At 75.1% G+C, this 19126-nt stretch carries 18 protein-coding genes; 7 read left to right on the top strand and 11 right to left on the bottom strand.

Annotated features, from left to right (window positions below):
* The first annotated feature begins 122 nt into the window (after positions 1 to 122).
* Positions 123 to 896, top strand: a complete 774-nt coding sequence (locus ACL02T_RS01430; RefSeq protein WP_412829313.1) for a sigma-70 family RNA polymerase sigma factor — start codon at positions 123 to 125, stop codon at positions 894 to 896.
* Positions 897 to 986: 90 nt separating this feature from the next.
* Positions 987 to 1475, top strand: a complete 489-nt coding sequence (locus ACL02T_RS01425; protein WP_412828774.1) for a DUF4383 domain-containing protein — start codon at positions 987 to 989, stop codon at positions 1473 to 1475.
* 95 nt (positions 1476 to 1570) lie between these two features.
* Here ACL02T_RS01425 and ACL02T_RS01420 read toward each other — a convergent pair whose 3' ends face one another.
* From ACL02T_RS01420 to ACL02T_RS01390, 7 genes are all read right to left on the bottom strand, one after another.
* The gene (locus tag ACL02T_RS01420; protein ID WP_412828773.1) at positions 1571 to 2239 is read right to left on the bottom strand and encodes a hypothetical protein; all 669 of its coding nucleotides are present in this window, start codon (positions 2237 to 2239) and stop codon (positions 1571 to 1573) included.
* Between the two features lie 88 nt (positions 2240 to 2327).
* Positions 2328 to 4037 (bottom strand): GAF domain-containing SpoIIE family protein phosphatase, encoded by a 1710-nt coding sequence (locus tag ACL02T_RS01415; protein ID WP_412828772.1) that lies wholly within the window; start codon positions 4035 to 4037, stop codon positions 2328 to 2330.
* Between the two features lie 107 nt (positions 4038 to 4144).
* A complete protein-coding gene (locus tag ACL02T_RS01410) occupies positions 4145 to 4714 on the bottom strand; it encodes a hypothetical protein (RefSeq protein WP_412828771.1) in 570 nt (189 codons plus the stop codon).
* A 164-nt stretch (positions 4715 to 4878) separates the two neighbouring features.
* A complete protein-coding gene (locus ACL02T_RS01405) occupies positions 4879 to 5085 on the bottom strand; it encodes a hypothetical protein (RefSeq protein WP_412828770.1) in 207 nt (68 codons plus the stop codon).
* Between the two features lie 281 nt (positions 5086 to 5366).
* Positions 5367 to 5705 carry a DUF3140 domain-containing protein gene (locus ACL02T_RS01400; protein WP_412828769.1) on the bottom strand — a complete coding sequence of 113 codons (339 nt, stop codon included), beginning with the start codon at positions 5703 to 5705 and terminating at the stop codon, positions 5367 to 5369.
* 325 nt (positions 5706 to 6030) lie between these two features.
* The gene (locus ACL02T_RS01395; protein WP_412828768.1) at positions 6031 to 6171 is read right to left on the bottom strand and encodes a hypothetical protein; all 141 of its coding nucleotides are present in this window, start codon (positions 6169 to 6171) and stop codon (positions 6031 to 6033) included.
* A 53-nt stretch (positions 6172 to 6224) separates the two neighbouring features.
* Positions 6225 to 7691 (bottom strand): protein adenylyltransferase SelO, encoded by a 1467-nt coding sequence (locus tag ACL02T_RS01390; RefSeq protein WP_412828767.1) that lies wholly within the window; start codon positions 7689 to 7691, stop codon positions 6225 to 6227.
* Between the two features lie 118 nt (positions 7692 to 7809).
* Between ACL02T_RS01390 and ACL02T_RS01385 the strand changes: the two genes are divergently transcribed.
* The 5 genes from ACL02T_RS01385 (at position 7810) to ACL02T_RS01365 (ending at position 11077) form a co-directional block, all read left to right on the top strand.
* Entirely contained in the window at positions 7810 to 8208 is a 399-nt protein-coding gene (locus tag ACL02T_RS01385; RefSeq protein WP_412828766.1) for a YccF domain-containing protein, read from the top strand.
* Between the two features lie 226 nt (positions 8209 to 8434).
* Positions 8435 to 9295 (top strand): tryptophan 2,3-dioxygenase, encoded by an 861-nt coding sequence (locus ACL02T_RS01380; RefSeq protein ID WP_412828765.1) that lies wholly within the window; start codon positions 8435 to 8437, stop codon positions 9293 to 9295.
* Positions 9296 to 9314: 19 nt separating this feature from the next.
* Complete coding sequence (locus ACL02T_RS01375) at positions 9315 to 9746, top strand: RidA family protein (RefSeq protein ID WP_412828764.1); 432 nt, start codon at positions 9315 to 9317, stop codon at positions 9744 to 9746.
* Complete coding sequence (gene nbaC / locus ACL02T_RS01370) at positions 9743 to 10324, top strand: 3-hydroxyanthranilate 3,4-dioxygenase (RefSeq protein ID WP_412828763.1); 582 nt, start codon at positions 9743 to 9745, stop codon at positions 10322 to 10324. The genes ACL02T_RS01375 and nbaC overlap by 4 nt, the downstream gene beginning before the upstream one ends.
* Before the next feature lie 576 nt (positions 10325 to 10900).
* Positions 10901 to 11077, top strand: a complete 177-nt coding sequence (locus ACL02T_RS01365; RefSeq protein ID WP_412828762.1) for a hypothetical protein — start codon at positions 10901 to 10903, stop codon at positions 11075 to 11077.
* A gap of 200 nt (positions 11078 to 11277) precedes the next feature.
* Here the strand turns inward: ACL02T_RS01365 and ACL02T_RS01360 are convergent, their stop codons facing one another.
* The 4 genes from ACL02T_RS01360 to fdhF are packed head-to-tail and all read right to left on the bottom strand — an operon-like array spanning position 11278 to position 19125.
* Positions 11278 to 13212 carry a molybdopterin biosynthesis protein gene (locus ACL02T_RS01360; protein WP_412828761.1) on the bottom strand — a complete coding sequence of 645 codons (1935 nt, stop codon included), beginning with the start codon at positions 13210 to 13212 and terminating at the stop codon, positions 11278 to 11280.
* Entirely contained in the window at positions 13209 to 14429 is a 1221-nt protein-coding gene (locus ACL02T_RS01355; protein WP_412828760.1) for a molybdopterin molybdotransferase MoeA, read from the bottom strand. Before ACL02T_RS01355 ends, ACL02T_RS01360 begins: the two co-directional genes overlap by 4 nt.
* Positions 14426 to 16186, bottom strand: a complete 1761-nt coding sequence (locus ACL02T_RS01350; protein WP_412828759.1) for an NAD(P)H-dependent oxidoreductase subunit E — start codon at positions 16184 to 16186, stop codon at positions 14426 to 14428. Before ACL02T_RS01350 ends, ACL02T_RS01355 begins: the two co-directional genes overlap by 4 nt.
* Positions 16183 to 19125, bottom strand: coding sequence for a formate dehydrogenase subunit alpha (fdhF, locus tag ACL02T_RS01345; RefSeq protein WP_412828758.1), 2943 nt, complete (start codon positions 19123 to 19125; stop codon positions 16183 to 16185). The genes ACL02T_RS01350 and fdhF overlap by 4 nt, the downstream gene beginning before the upstream one ends.
* Between the last annotated feature and the right edge of the window lies 1 nt (position 19126).

Raw genomic sequence — 19126 nt, 5'->3', positions numbered from 1 at the left:
CCCCTCTTCCCGGCCGCCTGCCGCCCGCGGCGGGTGTACGCCGCCTTCGGCCCGTCGGTCCCGGACGAACGCGTTCCGTCCGGTTTGACCGCCCTGTCGCCGGGGAGGCGCCGCGGGTGGAGATGCGTCCCGGGGACTACGCCCGGTTCCACCCCGTGCTGGCCGAGCACGCCTGCCTCCCGGTCGGCGACCCGCGTCGCACGACGCTGCGGTCCGCGCTGGTGCTCGCCTTCCTGCCGGTCGCCGAGCACCTGGCCCGCCGGTACGCCGTCGAACCGGGCACGTCCGAGGAGCTGACCCAGGCCGGCGTCCTCGGGGTGCTGCACGCGATCGACCACTGGGACCCCGACTCGGCCCCCGACGACGTCCTCTCCTACCTGGTGCCCTGCGTGCGCGGCGAGATCCTGCACCACATCCGCGACCGGACCTGGGCGATGCGGGTCACCCGCCCGGTCAAGGAGCTCGTCGTCGCCCTCGACCGGGCCGTCGGCCCGCTCACCCAGCGGCTCGGGCGCGCGCCCCGGCCCAGCGAGCTCGCCGAGGAGCTCGGGCTCGCGACGGAGGAGGTCGTGGAGGCCCTCGCCGCGCGGGCGGACCGTCGCGGCGTGAGCCTCGACCGCGCGCCCGGAGACGGGCCGGACCTGGCCGAGCTGATCGGCGAGGCGGACCCCGAACTGGCCGGGATCGAGTTCCGGGAGAGCCTGTGGCCCGTGCTGCAGCGGTTGCCGGAACGCGAACGGCGGATCGTGCTGCTGCGCTTCTTCGGCAACAAGACCCAGGCCGAGATCGGCGAGCTGGTCGGGGTCTCCCAGATGCACGTCTCGCGGCTGCTCGCCCGCGCGCTGCGCACGCTCCGCGACGGGCTGCGCGACGAGCCCGAACCGCCCGGCCGGTGAGCGACGATCGGCATGCCGGTCGATCGGTGGGGTACGCGACCCCGGGAGGGTGCCGCGCACACCCGCGCATCGCGTTCGAGGAGGAGTCCCATGTCCGAGCCGAAGCCCGAGCGGAGCCGGGGGCATGCCGGCATGCCCTGGGTGCAGGTGGGGGCGCTGGTCCTCGGGGCCCTGCTGATGATCTACGGCGTGGTCGGGTTCTGGCCCGCCTTCGCCCCGCCCGGGCCCGACGGCCGGCAGCCGACCCTGCTGGGCCTCGAGATCAACCCGCTGCGGAGCGTGCTGACCCTGGCCCTGGGTGTGGCCGGGATGCTGTCGGCGACCCGGATGTCCGCTGCTCGGGCGTGGGGCTGGGTGGTCGCGGCGGTGAACCTGGTGTTCGTGGTGTTCGGGATCCTCGGGATCGTCGACCGCGACATCGACTGGCTGGCGATGAACGTGGCCTCCACGGTGGTCGCCGGCGTGTTCGTCGTGCTGGGCCTGGTCCTCGCCCTCGGGCGGGTGTCCCGGCCCTTCCCGGGCGGCGATCGGTCCGAACCGGCGGCGCAGGGCGAGCCGGTCCGGCGCGAGCACCGGTAGGCGCGGTGGGTGCGGTCGGCCGGTGGGCGCGGTCGGCCGGGAGACGGGCTCAGCCGGGAGGCGCCGCAGGGAGGCGCGCTCGGCCGGGCGGGCGCTCAGGGAGTGCGGGCCAGCTCCGTGGGCGCGGCGCCGCGACCGCGCCGCGAGCCGCGGTAGGCCCGCGCGCGCAACCCGGCCAGCAGTGGCCCGGGGCGCAGCGCGGGGTGCTGGTGCAGGACCGGGTCGAACGCGACCGCGCCCGTGCGTTCCTCGGTCAGCACGAGGGTGCCCGCCGCCCGCGCGCCCGCACGGAGCGGCGCCTCGACCAGCCGGTAGCGCAGGGAGCGGGCCCGCACCGCGCCCGCGACGGCCCGCGGGTCGGCCGGCGGGTCCGGTTCGCACGGCTCCGGCTCCAGGAGCAGCCGCACCCGCCCTGCCGCGGTGTCGTACGGCAGCAGCGTGCTGTAGGTCGCCCTCCGCCAGCCCCACGCCGGTGCGAGCAGCGCACCGCGGGCGGTCGAGGTGGTGAACAGGAGGTCGACGGCGTCGCGGGCCCCGTCCGGCTCGACACGCACCGCCACCCCGAGCAGGTCGGGGAGCTTCCCGGGCGTGCCGGCGCCCTTCGACAGCCGCACGAGCACACGGTGGGGACCAGGGCCGAGGGCCGTTCCGGCGGCCGATCCGGTGCCGTCGATCCGCAGCTCGCCGCCGAGCAGCACACCACGCGGATGGAACGCGGGAGCCCGGCGGAGCGCCGCGAGGGCCCGGAACACCGTCCTGATCACGTCCGGGAGATGCCCGCCCCGGACCGGCGGAAACCGCCGGTGCGGCCCCCGGCGCGGTCGCCGCGGGACCGCGCCGCCCGGGACGAGGTCAGAGCCGGACCGCGAACACCACCACGTCGTCGGCCGTCTCCCGGCCCAGCCGCGCGACCGTCCCGTCGACGAGCTCCTGCAGTCCGAGGTGGCGGGACGCGGCGAGGTGCGCGCGCAGGGCGGCGATGCCGTCGTCGATGTCCGCGTCCCGGCGCTCGACGAGGCCGTCCGTGTACAGCACGACGGTGCAGCCCGGGGTCAGCTCCAGCGAGTGGTCGCCGCGGTCGACGGGCGGGCCCCATCCGAAGAGGCGGTCGTGCGGCTCGAGGAGGACCGTGCCGCCGTCCGGCCGGACGAGGACGGGCGGTGGATGGCCCGCATTGGTCCAGTCCAGCGACCAGCTGCCGGCGGGACCCTCGCGCAGGAGGCCGAGCACCGCGGACCCGGCGGCGCCGAGCCCGCTCCCCGTGCTGGCCCGCTCGAACGCCGACAGGATGGCCGACGGCGGGCCCGTCGGGTGGTCCCAGGCCGCCTGGCGCAGCATCGAGCGGACCTGACCCATCACCACGGCCGCCTGGAAGGTGTGCCCGACGACGTCGCCGACCGACACGACGAGGGCGCCGGTCCCGGGGCCTTCCGGGTCGGGCAGCCGGGACACGTCGTACCAGTCGCCGCCGACGTTCTCCCGGGCGTCGGCCGGCTGGTAGCGGGCCGCGAGGGCGAGCCCCGGCACCTCGGGCAGCCGGGTCAGCATGGCCTGCTGCATCTCCGTGACCACCTCCTCGCGGTGCTGCAGGTGGCGGGCCCGCACGAGCGCCTGCGCCGCGTACCCCGCGATCGTCGTGACGGCGACGATCTCGGCCAGCGACATCGTGCGGGGCTGGTCCCAGCCGAGTACCAGCGTGCCCAGCGGCCCCTCCGGCCCGGGCAGCGGCGCCACCACCACGGCGTGCAGGCCCAGTGCCCTCAGCACGAGCTGGGCGACCGGCGGGTGGGCCGCGTCGAACTCGGCACGTGAGGCGAAGTGCACCACCCGGGCCTCGTCGGTGAGCACCGCGCCGAGCACGCCGTCGCCGGCGAGGTCGAGGCCCACGTAGGCGGGGCGCAACGCACCACCGGTCAGCTCGCCGATGCGGGCCCGGACGTCGTCGACCGTGGTGGTGCCCAGGAACGCCTGCGAGGCGGCCAGGAGCGTGCGGGTGTGCTCGGAGTCCGCGCGGCGCTGCCGGTCGACCGTGTCGCGGTGCTCGCGTTCCCGCTGCGCGTCGACGCGGGCGAGGCGAAGCTGCAACTCCGCCGAGCACGCGCGGGCGATCCGCCGCAGCCGTGCCAGCTCGTCCTCCGTCCACTCGCGCGGCTCGACGTCGATCGCACACAGCGAGCCCAGGACCCGGCCCTCGGCGTCCGTCAGCGGCATGCCCGCGTAGGCCGCGACCCCCAGGTCCGGCACCGCCAGGTTGTCCCGCACGCGCGGGTCGACGCGGGCGTCCACGACGACGAGCGGGTTGCCCGTCGCCACCACGTGCCGGCAGAAGGAGTGCGAGAGCGGTGTGGCGCGTTTCGACGCCCACGGCTCCGGCAGGCCCGCCAGGCCCGGGAAGACCTGCTCGTCCGCCCGCACGAGCGTGACGAGCGCGACGGGGACGCCGACGTCGGCGCGGACCCACTCCGCGAGGTGCTCCATCTCCGCGTCCGGGTCGGGACCGAGGCCGGAGTCGGCGAGCGCGCGGAGCCGTTCGGGGTCGCAGAGCGGTGCCCGGTCCGGCATGTGCGCTCCTTCTCGTCCCCGCCCGGGCCCGGGTACGGGCGCCGCCGTTCACGACGGCTCGGTGAGGGGCAGCCTCTCACCCCGTGCCCGAGCCCGGGGCGAGCGGGTCAGCCCGGCAGACCGAGGGCCCGCGCGGGCCGGGCGAGCAGGCCGGGCAGCTGCTGGCTCGGGCGCTGCTGCTCGCCGTGCAGGGCGTCGACGACGATCATCGCGCCGGTGAGGGCCGGCACCAGCCACTGGCAGACGCGGAGCCGGCGCTGGGCCGCGGCCGCCTTCTCCGCGGTCTCCGGAGCGGGCTCGGTGGCGCCCTCGACGGGCCGGCCCTCGGCGTCCTTCAGCTTCTTGCCCAGCATCCCGCCGTAGGCCGAGACGGCGAGGGCCGCCACGGTCAGGCCACTCATCGCGGCACTCGACGAGGCGACGCCCTTCTGCGCCACGATCCGGCTCTTGTTGCCCAGGCCGACACCGACCTGGCCGGCGAGGTGGGCACCGATCGCGGCGAGGTTCACCGGGTTCCAGCGGGCCCACCCGGCGTTGGCGATCCGCAGCCGCTCCCGCGGGTCGGAGGCGCGCGCGGCGGCCCCGTTGACGGCGACGGCGCCGGCCAGGGAGCCGCCGAACCACGCGGCGAGGCCGATCTCGTGCAGGGTGCGGAAGGCGGTGTTGCGCTGGGTCATCGAGATCGCTCCGAGGGTGCGGGAACCAGGTCCTCGCCCGGCTACCCGGCCCACCGGGGCTCACACTGGCCGACACCCGGGGAGCGGGCCGGGGACGTCCGGTTCCAGACGGACGACGAGCCGGTACGGGCCGGGCCTCCCGGTGGGATCAGGTGGCCGGACGGCTATGAGTCCATGCTGCCGGGGCCCGCACCGCTCACGCTGCCGGGGCCGTCGGCGTCGTCGGCGTCGGGCCCCTCCCCCGCGTCGCTCTGCGGGCCCTCGCCCTCCAGCACCTCGTCGCCGTGCAGGATCTCCTCGCCCCGCAGGACGGTGTCCTCCCCCGCGTCGTCGCTCGCGTCGGTCCGCTCGGGCTCGTCAGGTCGGGTCATGGGGTCGGCCTACCCGTCGGCACCGCGGGCAACCGCACGGGCAGGTCGCTCCACGGCGGGCCGGGTCGCCCGAGGTCCGCGTGCCCACGGGCGGGTCGCCCGAGGTCCGCGTGCCCACGGGCGGGTCGCCCGAGCGCCAGGTCGTCGGAGGGCCGGGTCGCCCGAGGGACGGCCGGCGCCGGCGGGCACGAACGAACTTCCGTCGTGGACGGGAACGGTCGGATCTCGACCGCCCCCGTCCACGAGTGATCGTCGTGAACCGTGCCGCGTCCCCGGGCTACTCAGGCCCCCACGGGCTTGAGCGGGTCGTGGCCGAGGCGCATGAGCTTGCGACGCCAGGCGGCCTGACCGGCCGTGGGCTCGAGGTCGTCGCGGCGCTGCGCCAGGACCCGGTCGACGACCCGGCGCATGCAGTCGGCGTCGCCCGCGGTGAGGTCCGCGCGACGCTTGCGCAGGACGGCCAGCACCTCACGCCCGGTCGGCGTGCCGGCGTGGTCGGGCTCCACCTCCGTGTCGACGTCGGCGGAGTCGGTCCGGAGCCACTCCTCCAGTTCACGGGACGTCATGTTCACGACCCGGTGGAACTCGTCCCAGAGTTCGTCATCGACGTGTTCGGCCATGTCCCGGGGCTACCCGCCGGGACCCGGCTCACACGGATCGCGGGTGACCGGCCGGGTCCGGTCGGCGCTCCCGGCCCGGCGGAACAGGGCGCCGGCAGTCCAGGTCCGCGGCGACGACCGGACCGGGTCCGGGACCCGCTCACCCGGCGCCGGGTCCAGCAGCTCGGCAGGGCACCCGGCGCCGGGCCCGGCAGGGCACTCGCCGTCCGGGTGATCCACGAGCAGGGAGCGGATCCCGCGGGGGCGCGGGATCCGCTCCGGTTCAGCGATCGTGGTGCGACGGACCAGGGCCGCCGGTCAGAAGCCCCGGGCCCCGTTCCGGAGCTCAGCGCCGGCGCATCTTGGTGAGGAGGCCGCGGGCCCGCTCCCGGTTACGCGGGTCGGCGGCGAGGCGACGGCCCTGGTCGGTGAGCTGTCGGCCACGGGGGCTGTGCAGGAAACGCTTGACCTTGTCGACGATGGGCATGGGGCCGGGTTACCCCGCGACGCGCCCACTCACGCATTTCGGACAGTGGTGTGTCAGGTGCCGCAGAAGGTCCGGTAGGCGCCGAAGCCGGCCGGGGCCGGGAGGGCGTAGGCCTCCAGGCCCGGTCGCTCGTCGAAGGGGCGGGCGAGCACCGCCAGCAGCCGGTCCAGGGGTTCCCGGTCGCCGTCGGTCGCCGCCGTGAGCGCCTCGTCCACCAGGTGGTTGCGCGGCACGTACACCGGGTTGACCCGGTCCATGTCCTGGGCGATCTCCGGTCCCGGGCGCGCCGGCAGCAGCCGCCGCCACCGCTCCGCCCACGCGTCGAAGCCCTCCCCGGCCAGCGCGCGCGCCGGTCCCGCGTCGCCGGCCGCTGCGCGCGACAGCGCCCGGAAGAAGGAGGTGAAGTCCACCTCCTGCTCCTGCAGCAGCGTCAGCAGGTCGTCGACCAGGGGCTGGTCGCCGGCCCCGTCGGCCAGCCCGAGCTTCGCGTGCATCCCGGCGCGCCAGTGGTGCTCATAACGGTCGGCGAAGGAGAGCAGCACCTCGGTGGCTTTCTCGATCGCGGCGTCGGTGTCCTCGTCGAGCAGCGGGAGCAGGGTCTCGGCGAACCGGGCCAGGTTCCACTGCGCGATCGCCGGCTGGTTGCCGTAGGCGTAGCGGCCGCCGTGGTCGATCGAGCTGAACACGGTGGCGGGGTCGTAGGCGTCCATGAAGGCGCAGGGCCCGTAGTCGATGGTCTCGCCCGAGATCGTCATGTTGTCGGTGTTCATCACGCCGTGCACGAATCCCACCAGCATCCAGCGCGCGATCAGCGCGGCCTGCGCCTCGATGACGCCCGTGTAGAACTCCAGGTAGGGGTTGTCCGCCTCGGCCGCGGCGGGATGGTGGCGCGCGATCGCGTGGTCGGCGAGGCGGCGCAGCAACCCGGTGTCCCGGGTCGCGGCGGCGAACTGGAACGTGCCGACGCGGATGTGGCTCGCCGCGACCCTGGTCAGGACCGCGCCGGGCTCCATCCGGTCCCGCACCACCTGCTCCCCGGTCCCGACGACGGCGAGCGCCCGGGTGGTCGGGACGCCGAGGGCGTGCATCGCCTCGCCGACGACGTACTCGCGCAGCATCGGTCCGAGCGGCGCCTTCCCGTCGGCCCCGCGCGCGAACGGCGTGCGGCCCGACCCCTTGAGGTGCAGGTCGCGCCGGTGCCCGCGGGTGTCGAGCACCTCGCCGAGCAGCAGCGCGCGCCCGTCGCCGAGCCGCGGGACGTACCCGCCGAACTGGTGCCCGGCGTAGGCCATCGCCACCGACGCGGCCCCCTCCGGCGTCGCGCTGCCGGCCAGGACGGCGACGCCCTCGGGCCCGCGCAGCGCCTCGGCGTCGACGCCCAGCTCCGCGGCGAGCCCCTCGTTCAGCACGACGAGCGACGGGTCCGGGGCCGGCGCGGCCTGCCACGGCACGCACAGCTCGCCCAGGTCGCGGGCGTAGGAGTTGTCGAAGGTGAACAGCGAGCCGAGCGCGAGACTCATGAGACCGAGGTTAACCCCACGGACGGGACCTCCGGCGTGTCCCGCGGCGTCGTCCGCCGAGGGTGAGGCACGGCGAGGACGCTGCGGGCACGATCGAGGTACGGCGACGGGAGGAACCATGCGGACCCTGCTCAACATCATCTGGCTCCTGCTGTGCGGGATCTGGCTCGCGCTCGGCTACGTGATCGCGGGGATCGTCTGCTGCATCCTGATCGTGACGATCCCGTTCGGGCTGGCGTCGTTCCGGATCGCCGACTTCGCGCTGTGGCCCTTCGGCCGCGAGCTCGTCCGGCGGCCCGACGCGGGGGCGCCGTCCGTCATCGGCAACGTCGTCTGGATCGTCTTCGCGGGGTGGTGGCTGGCGATCGCCCATCTCGTCACCGCGCTCGCCCTGGCCGTGACGATCATCGGGATCCCGCTCGCGCTGGCGAACCTCAAGCTCGTCCCGGTGTCGCTCGTGCCACTCGGCCGGGTGATCGTCGACAGCCGATCGGTCCGGCCCGCGTCCGCCCGCTGACGGGCCGCCGCGCGACGGGATCGACACCGGCCGGCCGGCGTCGACGACCGCGCCGCGCACCGGGCCGCCACCGCTCCTGACCGGCGACCGGGCGGGACGGCCGTGACGGTCGCGGTGGAGCCGCGACCGTTCCCCGAGTCCGGGTCGCCCGAACCGCCCCCGCAACGTGGGACGGGGACATACTGGGACGTACCCGGCGCGCCCGACCACCACCCGGGGAGCAGCGATGACGTCGCCACCAGCGGGGAACACGAGGTCGCTCGAGGCCGAGATCGTCCGGGACCTCCGGTCGACGACCTCCTACCGGTCCTACCTGTGCCTCGACCGCCTGCTCGACGCGCAGCACCCGCGCAGCGACCCGCCGCACCACGACGAGATGCTGTTCATCATCCAGCACCAGACCTCGGAGCTGTGGCTCAAGCTCGTCCTCCACGAGCTGCGCGCGGCGATGCGCAACATCGCGGCGGACGACCTGGCCCCCGCCCTCAAACAGCTCGCCCGGGTCAAGCACGTGCAGCGCACGCTCACCGACCAGTGGTCCGTGCTCGCCACGCTCACCCCCGCGGAGTACGCGCAGTTCCGGCCGGTGCTCGGCCCGTCCTCGGGGTTCCAGTCGCACCAGTACCGCGCGGTGGAGTTCGCGCTCGGGAACAAGAACGCCGACGTCGTCGAGGTGTTCGCCCACGACCCGGCGGCCCGCGCGCTGCTGGAGGAACTGCTGGCGGCCCCGAGCCTCTACGACGAGTTCCTCCGCTACCTCGCCCGGCTGGGGCACCCGGTCCCCGCACACCTCCTCGAGCGCGACGTCCGGCGGGCGCACACCTTCGACGCCGGGCTGGTGGCGGTGTTCCGGCGGGTGTACGAGTCGCCGCACGACCACTGGGCGGTCTACGAGACCTGCGAGGAGCTGGTCGACATCGAGGAGAACTTCCAGCTGTGGCGCTTCCGCCACCTCAAGACCGTCGAGCGGACCATCGGGTTCAAGCGCGGCACCGGGGGGTCGAGCGGGGTCGCGTTCCTGCGCCGGGCCCTGTCGCTGACCTTCTTCCCCGAGCTGTACGCGGTCCGCACCGAGATCGGGACATGACCACCGGGAGGAGCGTGCCGTGAGCGAGGACGCCTTCCTCGTCCCCGGCCGGGCGCGCCCGCGTGGCCGCTACCCGCACGCCCGCCGAGCCGGTGACCTGATCTACGTCTCCGGGACCAGCAGCCGGCTGCCGGACGGCACCTTCGCCGGCGCGGAGACCGACGATCTCGGCACCACCAGCCTGGACATCCGGGTCCAGACGCGGGCCGTGATCGAGAACGTCCGCGAGACGCTGGGCGCCGCCGGGGCCGCGCTGACGGACCTGGTGTCGATCACGACCTACCTCGTCACCATGAACGACTTCGGCGGCTACAACGAGGTCTACGCCGAGTACTTCGACGAGTCCGGCCCGGCGCGCACGACCGTCGCCGTGCACCAGCTGCCCCACCCCCACCTGCTGATCGAGATCTCCGCCGTGGCGTATCGCCCCGTACCGAGTGAGGACACATGACCGAGATCGGCGCACCCGTCCGGCTCGCCGGCTGGATCAGCGAGAACCGCCACCTGCTGCGTCCGCCGGTGGGCAACAAGCAGCTGCACGAGGGGGCCGAGGACCTCATCGTGATGGTCGTCGGCGGGCCGAACCAGCGCCAGGACTACCACGTCGACCCGTACGAGGAATGGTTCTTCCAGATCGCCGGCGACATCCACGTCCACCTGGTCACCGAGGAGGGCCCGCGCACGGTGCACGTCCGGGAGGGCGAGTCGTGGCTGCTCCCGGCGGGCGTGCCGCACTCGCCGCAGCGGCCGCAGGAGGGCTCGATCGGCCTCGTCGTGGAGCAGGTCCGCAAGGCGGGGACCCTCGAGAAGTTCCAGTGGTACGCCCACACGGCGGACTCCGCGACCCTCGTGCACGAGGTCGAGCTGCAGGTCACCGACATCCGCGCGGACCTCCCGCCGGTGTTCGCGGAGTTCTACGGGAAGACCTTGCCCACGCTGCGCGACGCCACCGGCGCCCCGCTGTCCCGCGAGGCCCTCTCCCCGGTGCCCGCGAGCCGGACGGACCGGGAACCGGCTCCACACACCTGACGCTCACAACCACACACGGCCGCAGACGGGCCAGCACGGCGATCACCCGGCTCCGCCACACCACCGCCCGAAACCATGATCCCCAGACCGGACCACTCCCAGCCACACACGGCCGAAGACGGACCACAACAGCGATCACGCGAAGCCCGTCCCCAGCGTGACCCCGACCGGACCGCCCCGGCTCCCGCGGCCTGGAACCGGCCTGGGGCGTGGTCAGGGCCCGCAGCTCTCTGGCCGCGTGCTCCCCGGCCGGCTTGCGGCCCAGCGGTTCCGGACTCGCGGACCTATCTGGTCCGACAGCAGCTTCGCGGTTCTCGACTCGCCAGCCCACACCTCCCGACTCGCGGCGCCGAAAGTCCCGCTCGCGGCGCCACACCGCCCGACTCGCGCTGCCACGCCTCCCGACTCGCGCTGCCACACCTCCCGACTCGCGCTGCCGGAACTCCCGACCCGCGGCGTAGGGACGGAGGGCCGGGGCGGGGCGCCCGTTGGTCCCTGGTGCCCGGCGCGCCGCTGGTGGACCGTCGGCGGGGTAGCGACACCGTCCGACCACCCGGCGACGTCCCAGGAGCGACCATGACCACCACCTCCCCCGCCACCGCGATCGTCGTCGACGATTCCGGGGTCCGCCTCGGCACCGTGGACGAGAACGGCCAGGTGTGGGACTTCGCCCACGTCCACATCGGGACGACCCGCGAGGACGGGAGCGCCGTCGACTTCTCCGGGGTCCGGCTCGGCCGCGTCCGCTCCTGACCGGGCCGCCGGGGACGGACCGGGCCGTCCGCCCCCTGGCGGCCGAGCGGGCCCTCGCGGCGCGGTCCCCGGTCGGGCCCGCGGGCGCTCGTAGGGCGGGCCAGGCGCGTGGGCCCTCGTGGGGCGGGTCGAGCGCGTGGCCCTCGTGGGGCGGGTCGGGCGCGGGCCCTCGTAGGGCGGTCCCTGGTCGGGCGCGGGGGTCAGCGCACCCGCCGGCCCGTCTCGGCGCAGTTGTACCCGCCGAGGGACTCCACCGCGGCGCGGAAGTCGGCGCGGTCCAGCAGCTCCCACAGCGGCGCGGTCAGCGGGTCGGCGAGCGTGCCGGTGCGCAGGACGAGGTCGTAGGGCTCCTCCGCGACCGGCACGAAGTCCAGCCCGAACGCCCGCGCGGCGGCGAGGATGCCCAGCCCGGCGTCGGCGCGCCCGGCGGCGACCGCGGCGGCGACCGCGAGGTGGGTGTGCTCCTCCCGCGTGTAGCCCGGCACCGCCTCCGGGTCGATGCCCCGCCCGGCCAGTTCCTGGTCGAGCAGGACCCGGGTGCCCGCACCGCGCTGCCGGTTGACGTAGCGCACACCCGGCCGCGTCAGGTCCCCGATCCCGGTGAGTCCCAGCGGATTGCCGAGGGCCACGATCAGGCCCTGCTGGCGGTGGACCAACCGGACCACCGCCACGTCGGCGTCGGGCCCGAGCAGCCGGTCGAGGTAGGGCAGCGTGTACTCCCCGGTCGCAGGGTCCAGCAGATGGGAGCCGGCGAGGTGGCACAACCCGTCGCGCAGCGCGACCAGCCCGCCGAGCGACCCGACGTTGGACGACGCCAGCGTGACCAGCGGGTCGGCGGCACGCAGCCGCGACGCGGCGAGGTCGAGGACGAGATCGTGGGACCCGATCGCCACGATCGTCCGGTCGATCTCGGAGCTGCCGCGCAGCAGCTCGACGCGGACCTGCTCGCCCGCGTGGTGGCCCTCGACCCCGGCGGGCACCACGAGCAGCCCGTCGGCGCGCACCAGCGAGGTGAGCACGCCCGCCCCGCGCGGCAGCGGGGTGGCCACGACCGCGCCCTGCACGCGCCCGAGCCGGACCCGCACCCAGTCGTCCGTGCCGATCGCGCTGGGCAGCTTGCGGGCGAGCCGCGCGGTCGTCGAGGGGCGCTCCCGCGGGGCCGACCCCTCCAGCTCGGCCAGCATCGGCGCCGCGAAGATGTCGAAGGTCAGGGCGGCGGAGACGGGGTAGCCGGGCGCACCGAGCACCGGGGTCGCCGGCGCACCGCGGACCGTCCCCAGGACGACCGGATGGCCCGGCCGCACCGCGACCCCGTGCACGGCCAGCGTGCCCGCGTCCGCCACGACCCGGGCGGTGTGGTCGTCCCGGCCCGCACTGGACCCGGCCACGAGGACGACCAGGTCGGCCTCCGCGGCGGCGGCGCGCAGCGCGGCAGCGATCCGCGCCGGGTCGTCCGGCACGATGTCGGTCACGTGTGCCGTGCAGCCGACCTCGCGGGCCTGGACGGCGAGCATGAGCGAGTTCGTGTCCGGGATCTCGCCGGGCGCGGACTCGACGCCGATCGGGCGGATCTCGTCCCCGGTGGGCACGACGACCACGACCGGCGCGCGGCGGACCGCGAGCTCGATCACCCCCGCGGCGGCACAGGCGGCGAGGTCGACGGCGCGCAGGCGGTGGCCCTCCGGCAGGAGCAGCTCGGCGGCGCTGATGTCCTCCCCGATCGAGCGGACGTGCTGGTAGGGCGCCACCGCGGCATCGAGCTCGGCCGCCCCGTCGGCCGTCCGGTGCACGTGCTCCCGCATGACGACGGCGTCGTACCCGGCGGGCAGCGGGTCGCCCGTGTCCACCACCTCGAACTGGTCGGGCGCGAGCCGCACCGGGGTCGTCTCGGCCGCACCCACCGTGTCCGCCGCGTGGATCGCGATCCCGTCCATGGCGGCGGAGTCGAAGGCGGGCGACGAGCGCACGGCCCATACCGGTTGCGCGGTCACCCGCCCGGCGGCCTCGCCCACCGGCACCCGGACCACCTCGACCCGGGGCGGGCAGCCCGCGGCGGCCCGGGCCTCGCGCCACGCCGTCATCGCCTGCTCGGCGGGCACGTCGGACAGGTACGGGCTGCGGTCCGCACTCGTCATCGGTAGAGGACGACCTCGACCTCGGCGCCCGCGTCCAGCCCGGTCGCGGGTTCGGGGACGACGACGTACCCGTCGGCCCGGGTGAGCACCGACAGCAGCGCCGACGGCCCGAGCACCGGTTCCGCCGTGCCGTCGACGAGCCGCACCTGCACCACGTCGAGGCGACCGGCGGCGGAGGCCAGCCCGCGCGCGAGCCGCGCCCGACGTCCGGGCTCGGGCGGTGGGGTCTCGCACCCGGCCAGCCGCCACACCAGCGGGACACCGACGAGGCGGAAGACGACCAGCGCGGAGAGCGGGTTGCCGGGCAGCCCGAGCACGGGGACCCCGCCGCACTCGGCCAGCAGGGTCGGCTTGCCCGGCTTGATCGCCAGGCCGTGGCACCACACGGAACCCACCGCCGCGACCGCCCCGGCGGTCTCGTCGCGGGCGCCGACCGAGGACCCGGCGGAGATCACCACCAGGTCGGCGTCGACGAGGGCGTCGGTCAGCCGCTCCCGCAGGGCGCCGGACTCGTCGGACACGATCCCGGCCTGCACCGGCTCCCCGCCGGCCTCGGTGACCAGCGCGGCCAGTGCCGACGCGGTGGCGTCGCGCACCTGCCCGGGCGCGAGGTCGGCGGTGTCCGGCGGCACCACCTCGTCGCCGGTGGAGAGGACGGCCACCCGGGGCCGGGCGTGGACGCCGACGGTCGTGACCCCGGCGGCGGCGAGCAGCCCGAGATCGGGGGCGCGCAGCGGGCGTCCGGCCGGGGCGAGCACCGTCCCGGCGGCGGCGTCCTCGTCGGCCCGCACCAGTCCGGCCCCGGGTGCGACGGGCCGGGTCACCTCGACGCACCCGGGGAGGGTCTCCGCGGTGAACTCGACCATCACGACGGCGTCCGCCCCCTCGGGCAGGGCCCCGCCCGTCGGCACGGCGGCGCAACCGCCGGGGCGGACGGCGACCTCGGGCGCGGCCCCCATCCGCACCGCCCCGAGCAGGTCGAGGTAGCTCGGCAGGCCGTCGGAGGCGCCGTAGGTGTCGGCGGCCCGCACCGCGAACCCGTCCACGGTGGCGCGGGCGAAGCCGGGCAACGGGGCCGGGGCGAGCACGTCCTCGGCCGGCACCCGATGCAGTGCCGCCGCCGACGGCACGGACTCGGCCTTCGTCCGGCGGGCCGGCCGGAACCCCGCGAGCGCCTCCGCGACCGTGCGCGCGGTGAAGAACTCCCTGCTGCTCACCGGTCGGGCTGTCCCGGCTCGCCTTCCGGCCGGGGCTGTTCGCGGGCCGCCGCTCCCCCCTTGTCCAGCCCCAGCACGGACACGACCGGGCCCAGCGCCACCTGCCCCAGCCCGCAGATCGAGGTCTTGCGCATGGCCTCCTCGAGGCGCAGCAGCTCGGCGCGCCGTGCCTCGTCCAGCTCCGCCCCGGAGTCGAGCACCTCCCGCAGCAGCCCGTGCGCCTTGGTGGAGCCGACCCGGCACGGCACGCACTTGCCGCAGGACTCGTTCCGGAAGAACCGCAGCACGTTGGTCGACGCCGCGAGCAGGTCCGTGCCCTCGGCGAGCACCACGAGCGCCCCGGAGCCGAGCATCGTCCCGGCCTCGGCGAGCGGCCCGAAGTCCAACGCCAGGTCCAGCTGGTCGGGCCCGATGAAGTTGGACGACGCCCCGCCGGGCTGGACCGCCCCGACCCGGGCCCGGTCGCGGACGCCGCCGGCCTGCTCGATCAGCTCCCGCACGGTGGTGCCCATCGGCACGCAGTACACCCCCGGCCGCGCGACGTGCCCGGACACGGCGAAGAACTTCCAGCCGACGGACTCCCCCGCGCCCTGCTCGGCCCACCACTGCGCCCCGCGCTGCAGGATCACCGGGACGTCGGCGAAGGTCTCGACGGAGTTCATCAGCGTCGGCCGGCCGTGCAGCCCGTAGGTGCCGGGGAAGGGCGGCTTGTTCCGCGGCTCCCCGCGATGGCCCTCCATGCACTCCAGCAGGGCCGTCTCCTCGCCGAGGATGTAGCCGCCCGGCGAGACGAAGACGTCGACCTGCAGGCGCCGGCCGCTGCCGCAGGCGTCCGGCCCGATCACCCCCGCGGCCTGCAGCGCCTCGATCTCCACGCGCAGCACGTGCTCCTCGGGCCCGTACTCGTGGCGGATGAACACCCAGCCCTGCTCGGCCCCGACCACGGCCATGCCCAGCAGCAGCCCCTCCAGCACCAGGTGGGGCTGGTCGGCCAGGATCTGGCGGTCCTTGAACGTGCCCGGCTCGGACTCGTCGGCGTTGCAGATCACGTAGGTCACCCCGCCGGGCCCGGCGCCCCGCACCAGCTCCCACTTCCTGCCCGTGGGGAACCCGGCGCCGCCCATGCCGCGCAGGCCGGAGGCCGAGAGCGTGGCCACGACCTCGTCCGGGGCGAGCTCGCCGGCCAGCAGCGCCCGCAGGGACCGGTAGCGTTCCGCCACGCCCGAGCCGGCCGGGTACGGGTCGTTGGGCCACGGCTCCCGGCGGCCCGACGGCGTCGGTCCCGCCTGCCCGACCCCGGTCGACCGGGCGGCGTCGACCAGCCCGTCGACCTCGGCCACCGGTCCGGCACGCTCGTCGACCGCGGCGGCGGGCGCGACGTCGCACCGGCCCAGGCAGGAGACCTCGACCAGCTCCACGTCGGTCGCGTCGCCGAAACGTTCGCGCAGCTCGGCGAGGCGCTCCTCGCCCCCGTTGAGCCAGCAGGACAGGTCGTGGCAGACGTGCAGCGCGACCGCCGGCGGGGGCGTGGTGCGGAAGTGCGGGTAGAAGGAGATGAGGCCCTCGATCTCGTACCGCGGGCGCCGCGCCTCCCGCGCCAGCTCCTCCAGCTCCGCCCGCGGCAGCCACCCCAGCCGGGCCTGGATCGCGTTGAGCGCCGGGATGAGGGAGGGCCCGGGGAACTTGCCCGCCCGGGCCTCCACCCCGGGCACCCGCCGGGCGCGGGCCGCCGACGCCCGCTCCGACTCGACCGTCATGCCCGCGCTCCCAGGGGCTCGACCTGCACGGCACAGAACTTGAACTCGGGGATCTTGCCGTAGGGGTCGATCGCGTCGATGGTCAGCAGGTTCGCCGCGGCCTCCCGGAAGTGGAACGGGATGAAGCAGTTGCCCAGCTGCTCGCGGTGCGAGATCCGCACCCGGAGCTCGATCACGCCGCGCCGGGACCGCACCCGGGCGAGCTCCCCGTGGGCGAGCCCGCGCTCGGCGGCGTCCTTGGGGTGCAGGTACACCTCGGCGACCGGCGAGATCGAGTCGAGCGCGAACGAGCGGCGGGTCATCGACCCGGTGTGCCAGTGCTCGAGCAGCCGGCCGGTGTTGAGCACCAGCGGGTACTCCGCGTCGGGCAGCTCCTTCGCCGGGAGCCACTCGGCCGGGACCAGGTGCGCCAGGCCGTCGTCGGTGTTGAACCGCTCGTCGAACATGACGATCGTGCCGTCCGTGTGCTCGGGGTCGGCGTTCGGGTAGAGCTTGCCGGAGAGCCCGAGGTTGTCGTGGCGCAGGTTCCGGTACGAGGGCATCAGCGCGACCATCTCGTCGAACACCTCGTCCGGGCCGGCGTAGGACCAGTCCAGCCCGATCCGGTTCGCGATGTCCTGGATGATCTCCCAGTCCACCCGCGCCCGTCCCGGCGGCTCCAGGACCTTCCGGCCGAGCTGCACCCGGCGGTCGGTGTTGGTGTAGGTCCCGTCCTTCTCCAGGTAGGACGACGCCGGCAGCACGACGTCGGCGAACTCCGCGGTCTCGGTGAGGAAGATGTCCTGCACGACCAGGAAGTCCAGCGCGGCCAGGGCCTTGCGCACCTTGTTGATGTTCGGGTCGGACAGGAACGGGTTCTCGCCGAGCATGTACATGCCCCGCACCCCGTCCGGCTCCAGGACCGAGCCGATGATCTCGGTGACCGTCAGCCCACGGTTCGGGTCGAGCTCGGTGCCCCACGCCTCCTCGAAGCGGCGGCGCGGCGAGTCGGAGTCCACGCCCTGGTAGTCCGGATAGAACATCGGGATCAGGCCGGCGTCGGAGGCACCCTGCACGTTGTTCTGCCCGCGCAGCGGGTGCAGGCCGGTGCCCGGCCGCCCGACGTTGCCGGTGATCGAGCACAGCGCGATCAGGCAGCGGGCGTTGTCGGTGCCGGTGGTGTGCTGGGAAATGCCCATCCCCCAGTAGACGACCGCGGCCTTCGCCTCGCCCCACACCCTCGCGACCTCGCGGATCAGGTCCGCGTCCACCCCGGTGATCTGCGCGGCCCGCTCGGGCGGGTAGTCCGCGACCGTTCGGGCCAGCTCCTCGTAGTTCGACGTCCGGGCGGCGATGAACTCCCGGTCGATCAGCCCGAGCCGGATCACCTCGTGCATCAGCGCGTTGTAGAAGGCGACGTCCGTGCCCGGCTTGACCTGGCAGTGGTAGTCCGCGTGCTCGGCCACCGTGCTCGCCCGCGGGTCGACGTAGACGATCGTGGTGCCGCGCCGCCGCGCCTGCTTGAAGAAGGAGCTGGCCACCGGGTGGTTGGCCGTCGGGTTGGAGCCGGTGATGATCACGACGTCGGCGTTGGCCACGTCGCCGTAGGTGGTCGAGACCGCGCCGGAGCCGACGCCCTCGAACAGCGCCGCCACCGAGGACGCGTGGCACAGCCGGGTGCAGTGGTCGACGTTGTTGGTGCCGAACCCGGCCCGGATGAGCTTCTGGAAGAGGTAGGCCTCCTCGTTGGAGCACTTCGCCGAGCCGAACCCGGCGATGGCGCCGGGCCCGCCGCGGGCGTGGATCTCCTTCAGCCGGGTGGCGACGAGGTCCAGGGCCTCCTCCCAGGTCGCCTCGCGGAAGTGCGGCAGCACCTCGTCGTAGTCGACGAGCCCGCCGGGCTTGCGCGTGCGGTCCCGGCCGTTCCTGCTCAGCGGCTCACCCCGGCCGCCGCCGCTGCGGCTCCCGCCGGCGCCCGCCCGGCCGCGGTCGTTCTCGGCCCTGTCTGCCGGGTCGCCCCGCACGTCCGCGGACAGCGGCCCCTTCGGGTAGGAGGAGTCCCTGCGGATCAACGGCACGGTGAGCCGCTGCGGGGAGGCCGCGTAGTCCCAGCCGTAGCGGCCCTTGACGCACAGCCGACTCTGCGACCCCGGCTGGTCGCGTCCCTCCGCGAACACGATCGCGCCGCGCGAGCGGTCCACGTGGTAGGTCAGCGCGCACCCGACCCCGCAGTACGGGCAGACGGTGTGCACGGAGTCGAGCTCCTCGCGCGGGCGGATCGGGACGTCGTTGATCGGCTTGTTGGTCAGCGCCCCGGTCGGGCAGGCCTGCACGCACTCACCGCAGGTCACGCACGAGCTGGCGCCCATGGGGTCGTCCAGGTCGAACGCGATCCGGGTGGCGTGGCCCTTGCCGGACCGGCCGATGACGTCGTTGCCCTGGATGTCGTCGCAGGCGCGGACGCAGCGGTCGCACAGGATGCACGCGTCGTGGTCGACGTCGATCACGGGGTTCGAGGAGTCCCGGCCCCGCCCGGACCCGCACGGCAGGTCGGTGGTCTCGCGCGCGACCCCGTACCGGTCGGCCAGGGCCAGCAGCAGGTTGTCCCCGGTCGTGGTCTGCTTCGGGTCCTCGGCCCGCGGGGGCTGGTCGGCGAGGAGCAGTTCGGTCAGCGTCGCCCGGTTGCGTTCCAGCTCCGGGGTGGAGGTCCTGACCTGCATCCCGTCCTCGCACGGGCGCACGCAGGCCGCCGCGAACGCCCGCCCGCCGGTGTCGACGACGCACATCCGGCACACCCCGACCGGGTCGTAGCGCTCGTCGTGGCACAACACCGGGATGTCGACGCCGGCCTGCCGCGCCGCGTCGTAGATCGTGGTGCCCTCCGGCACCGTCACGGTGTGACCGTCGATCTCGGCCGTGACGGTCCGCACGGTCGTGACCGGTTCCTGCACAGCGGTCATC

Source organism: Pseudonocardia oceanicola, from assembly GCF_047200735.1.
GTDB lineage: Bacteria > Actinomycetota > Actinomycetes > Mycobacteriales > Pseudonocardiaceae > Pseudonocardia.
This window is presented reverse-complemented; position numbering and strand designations above follow the sequence as displayed.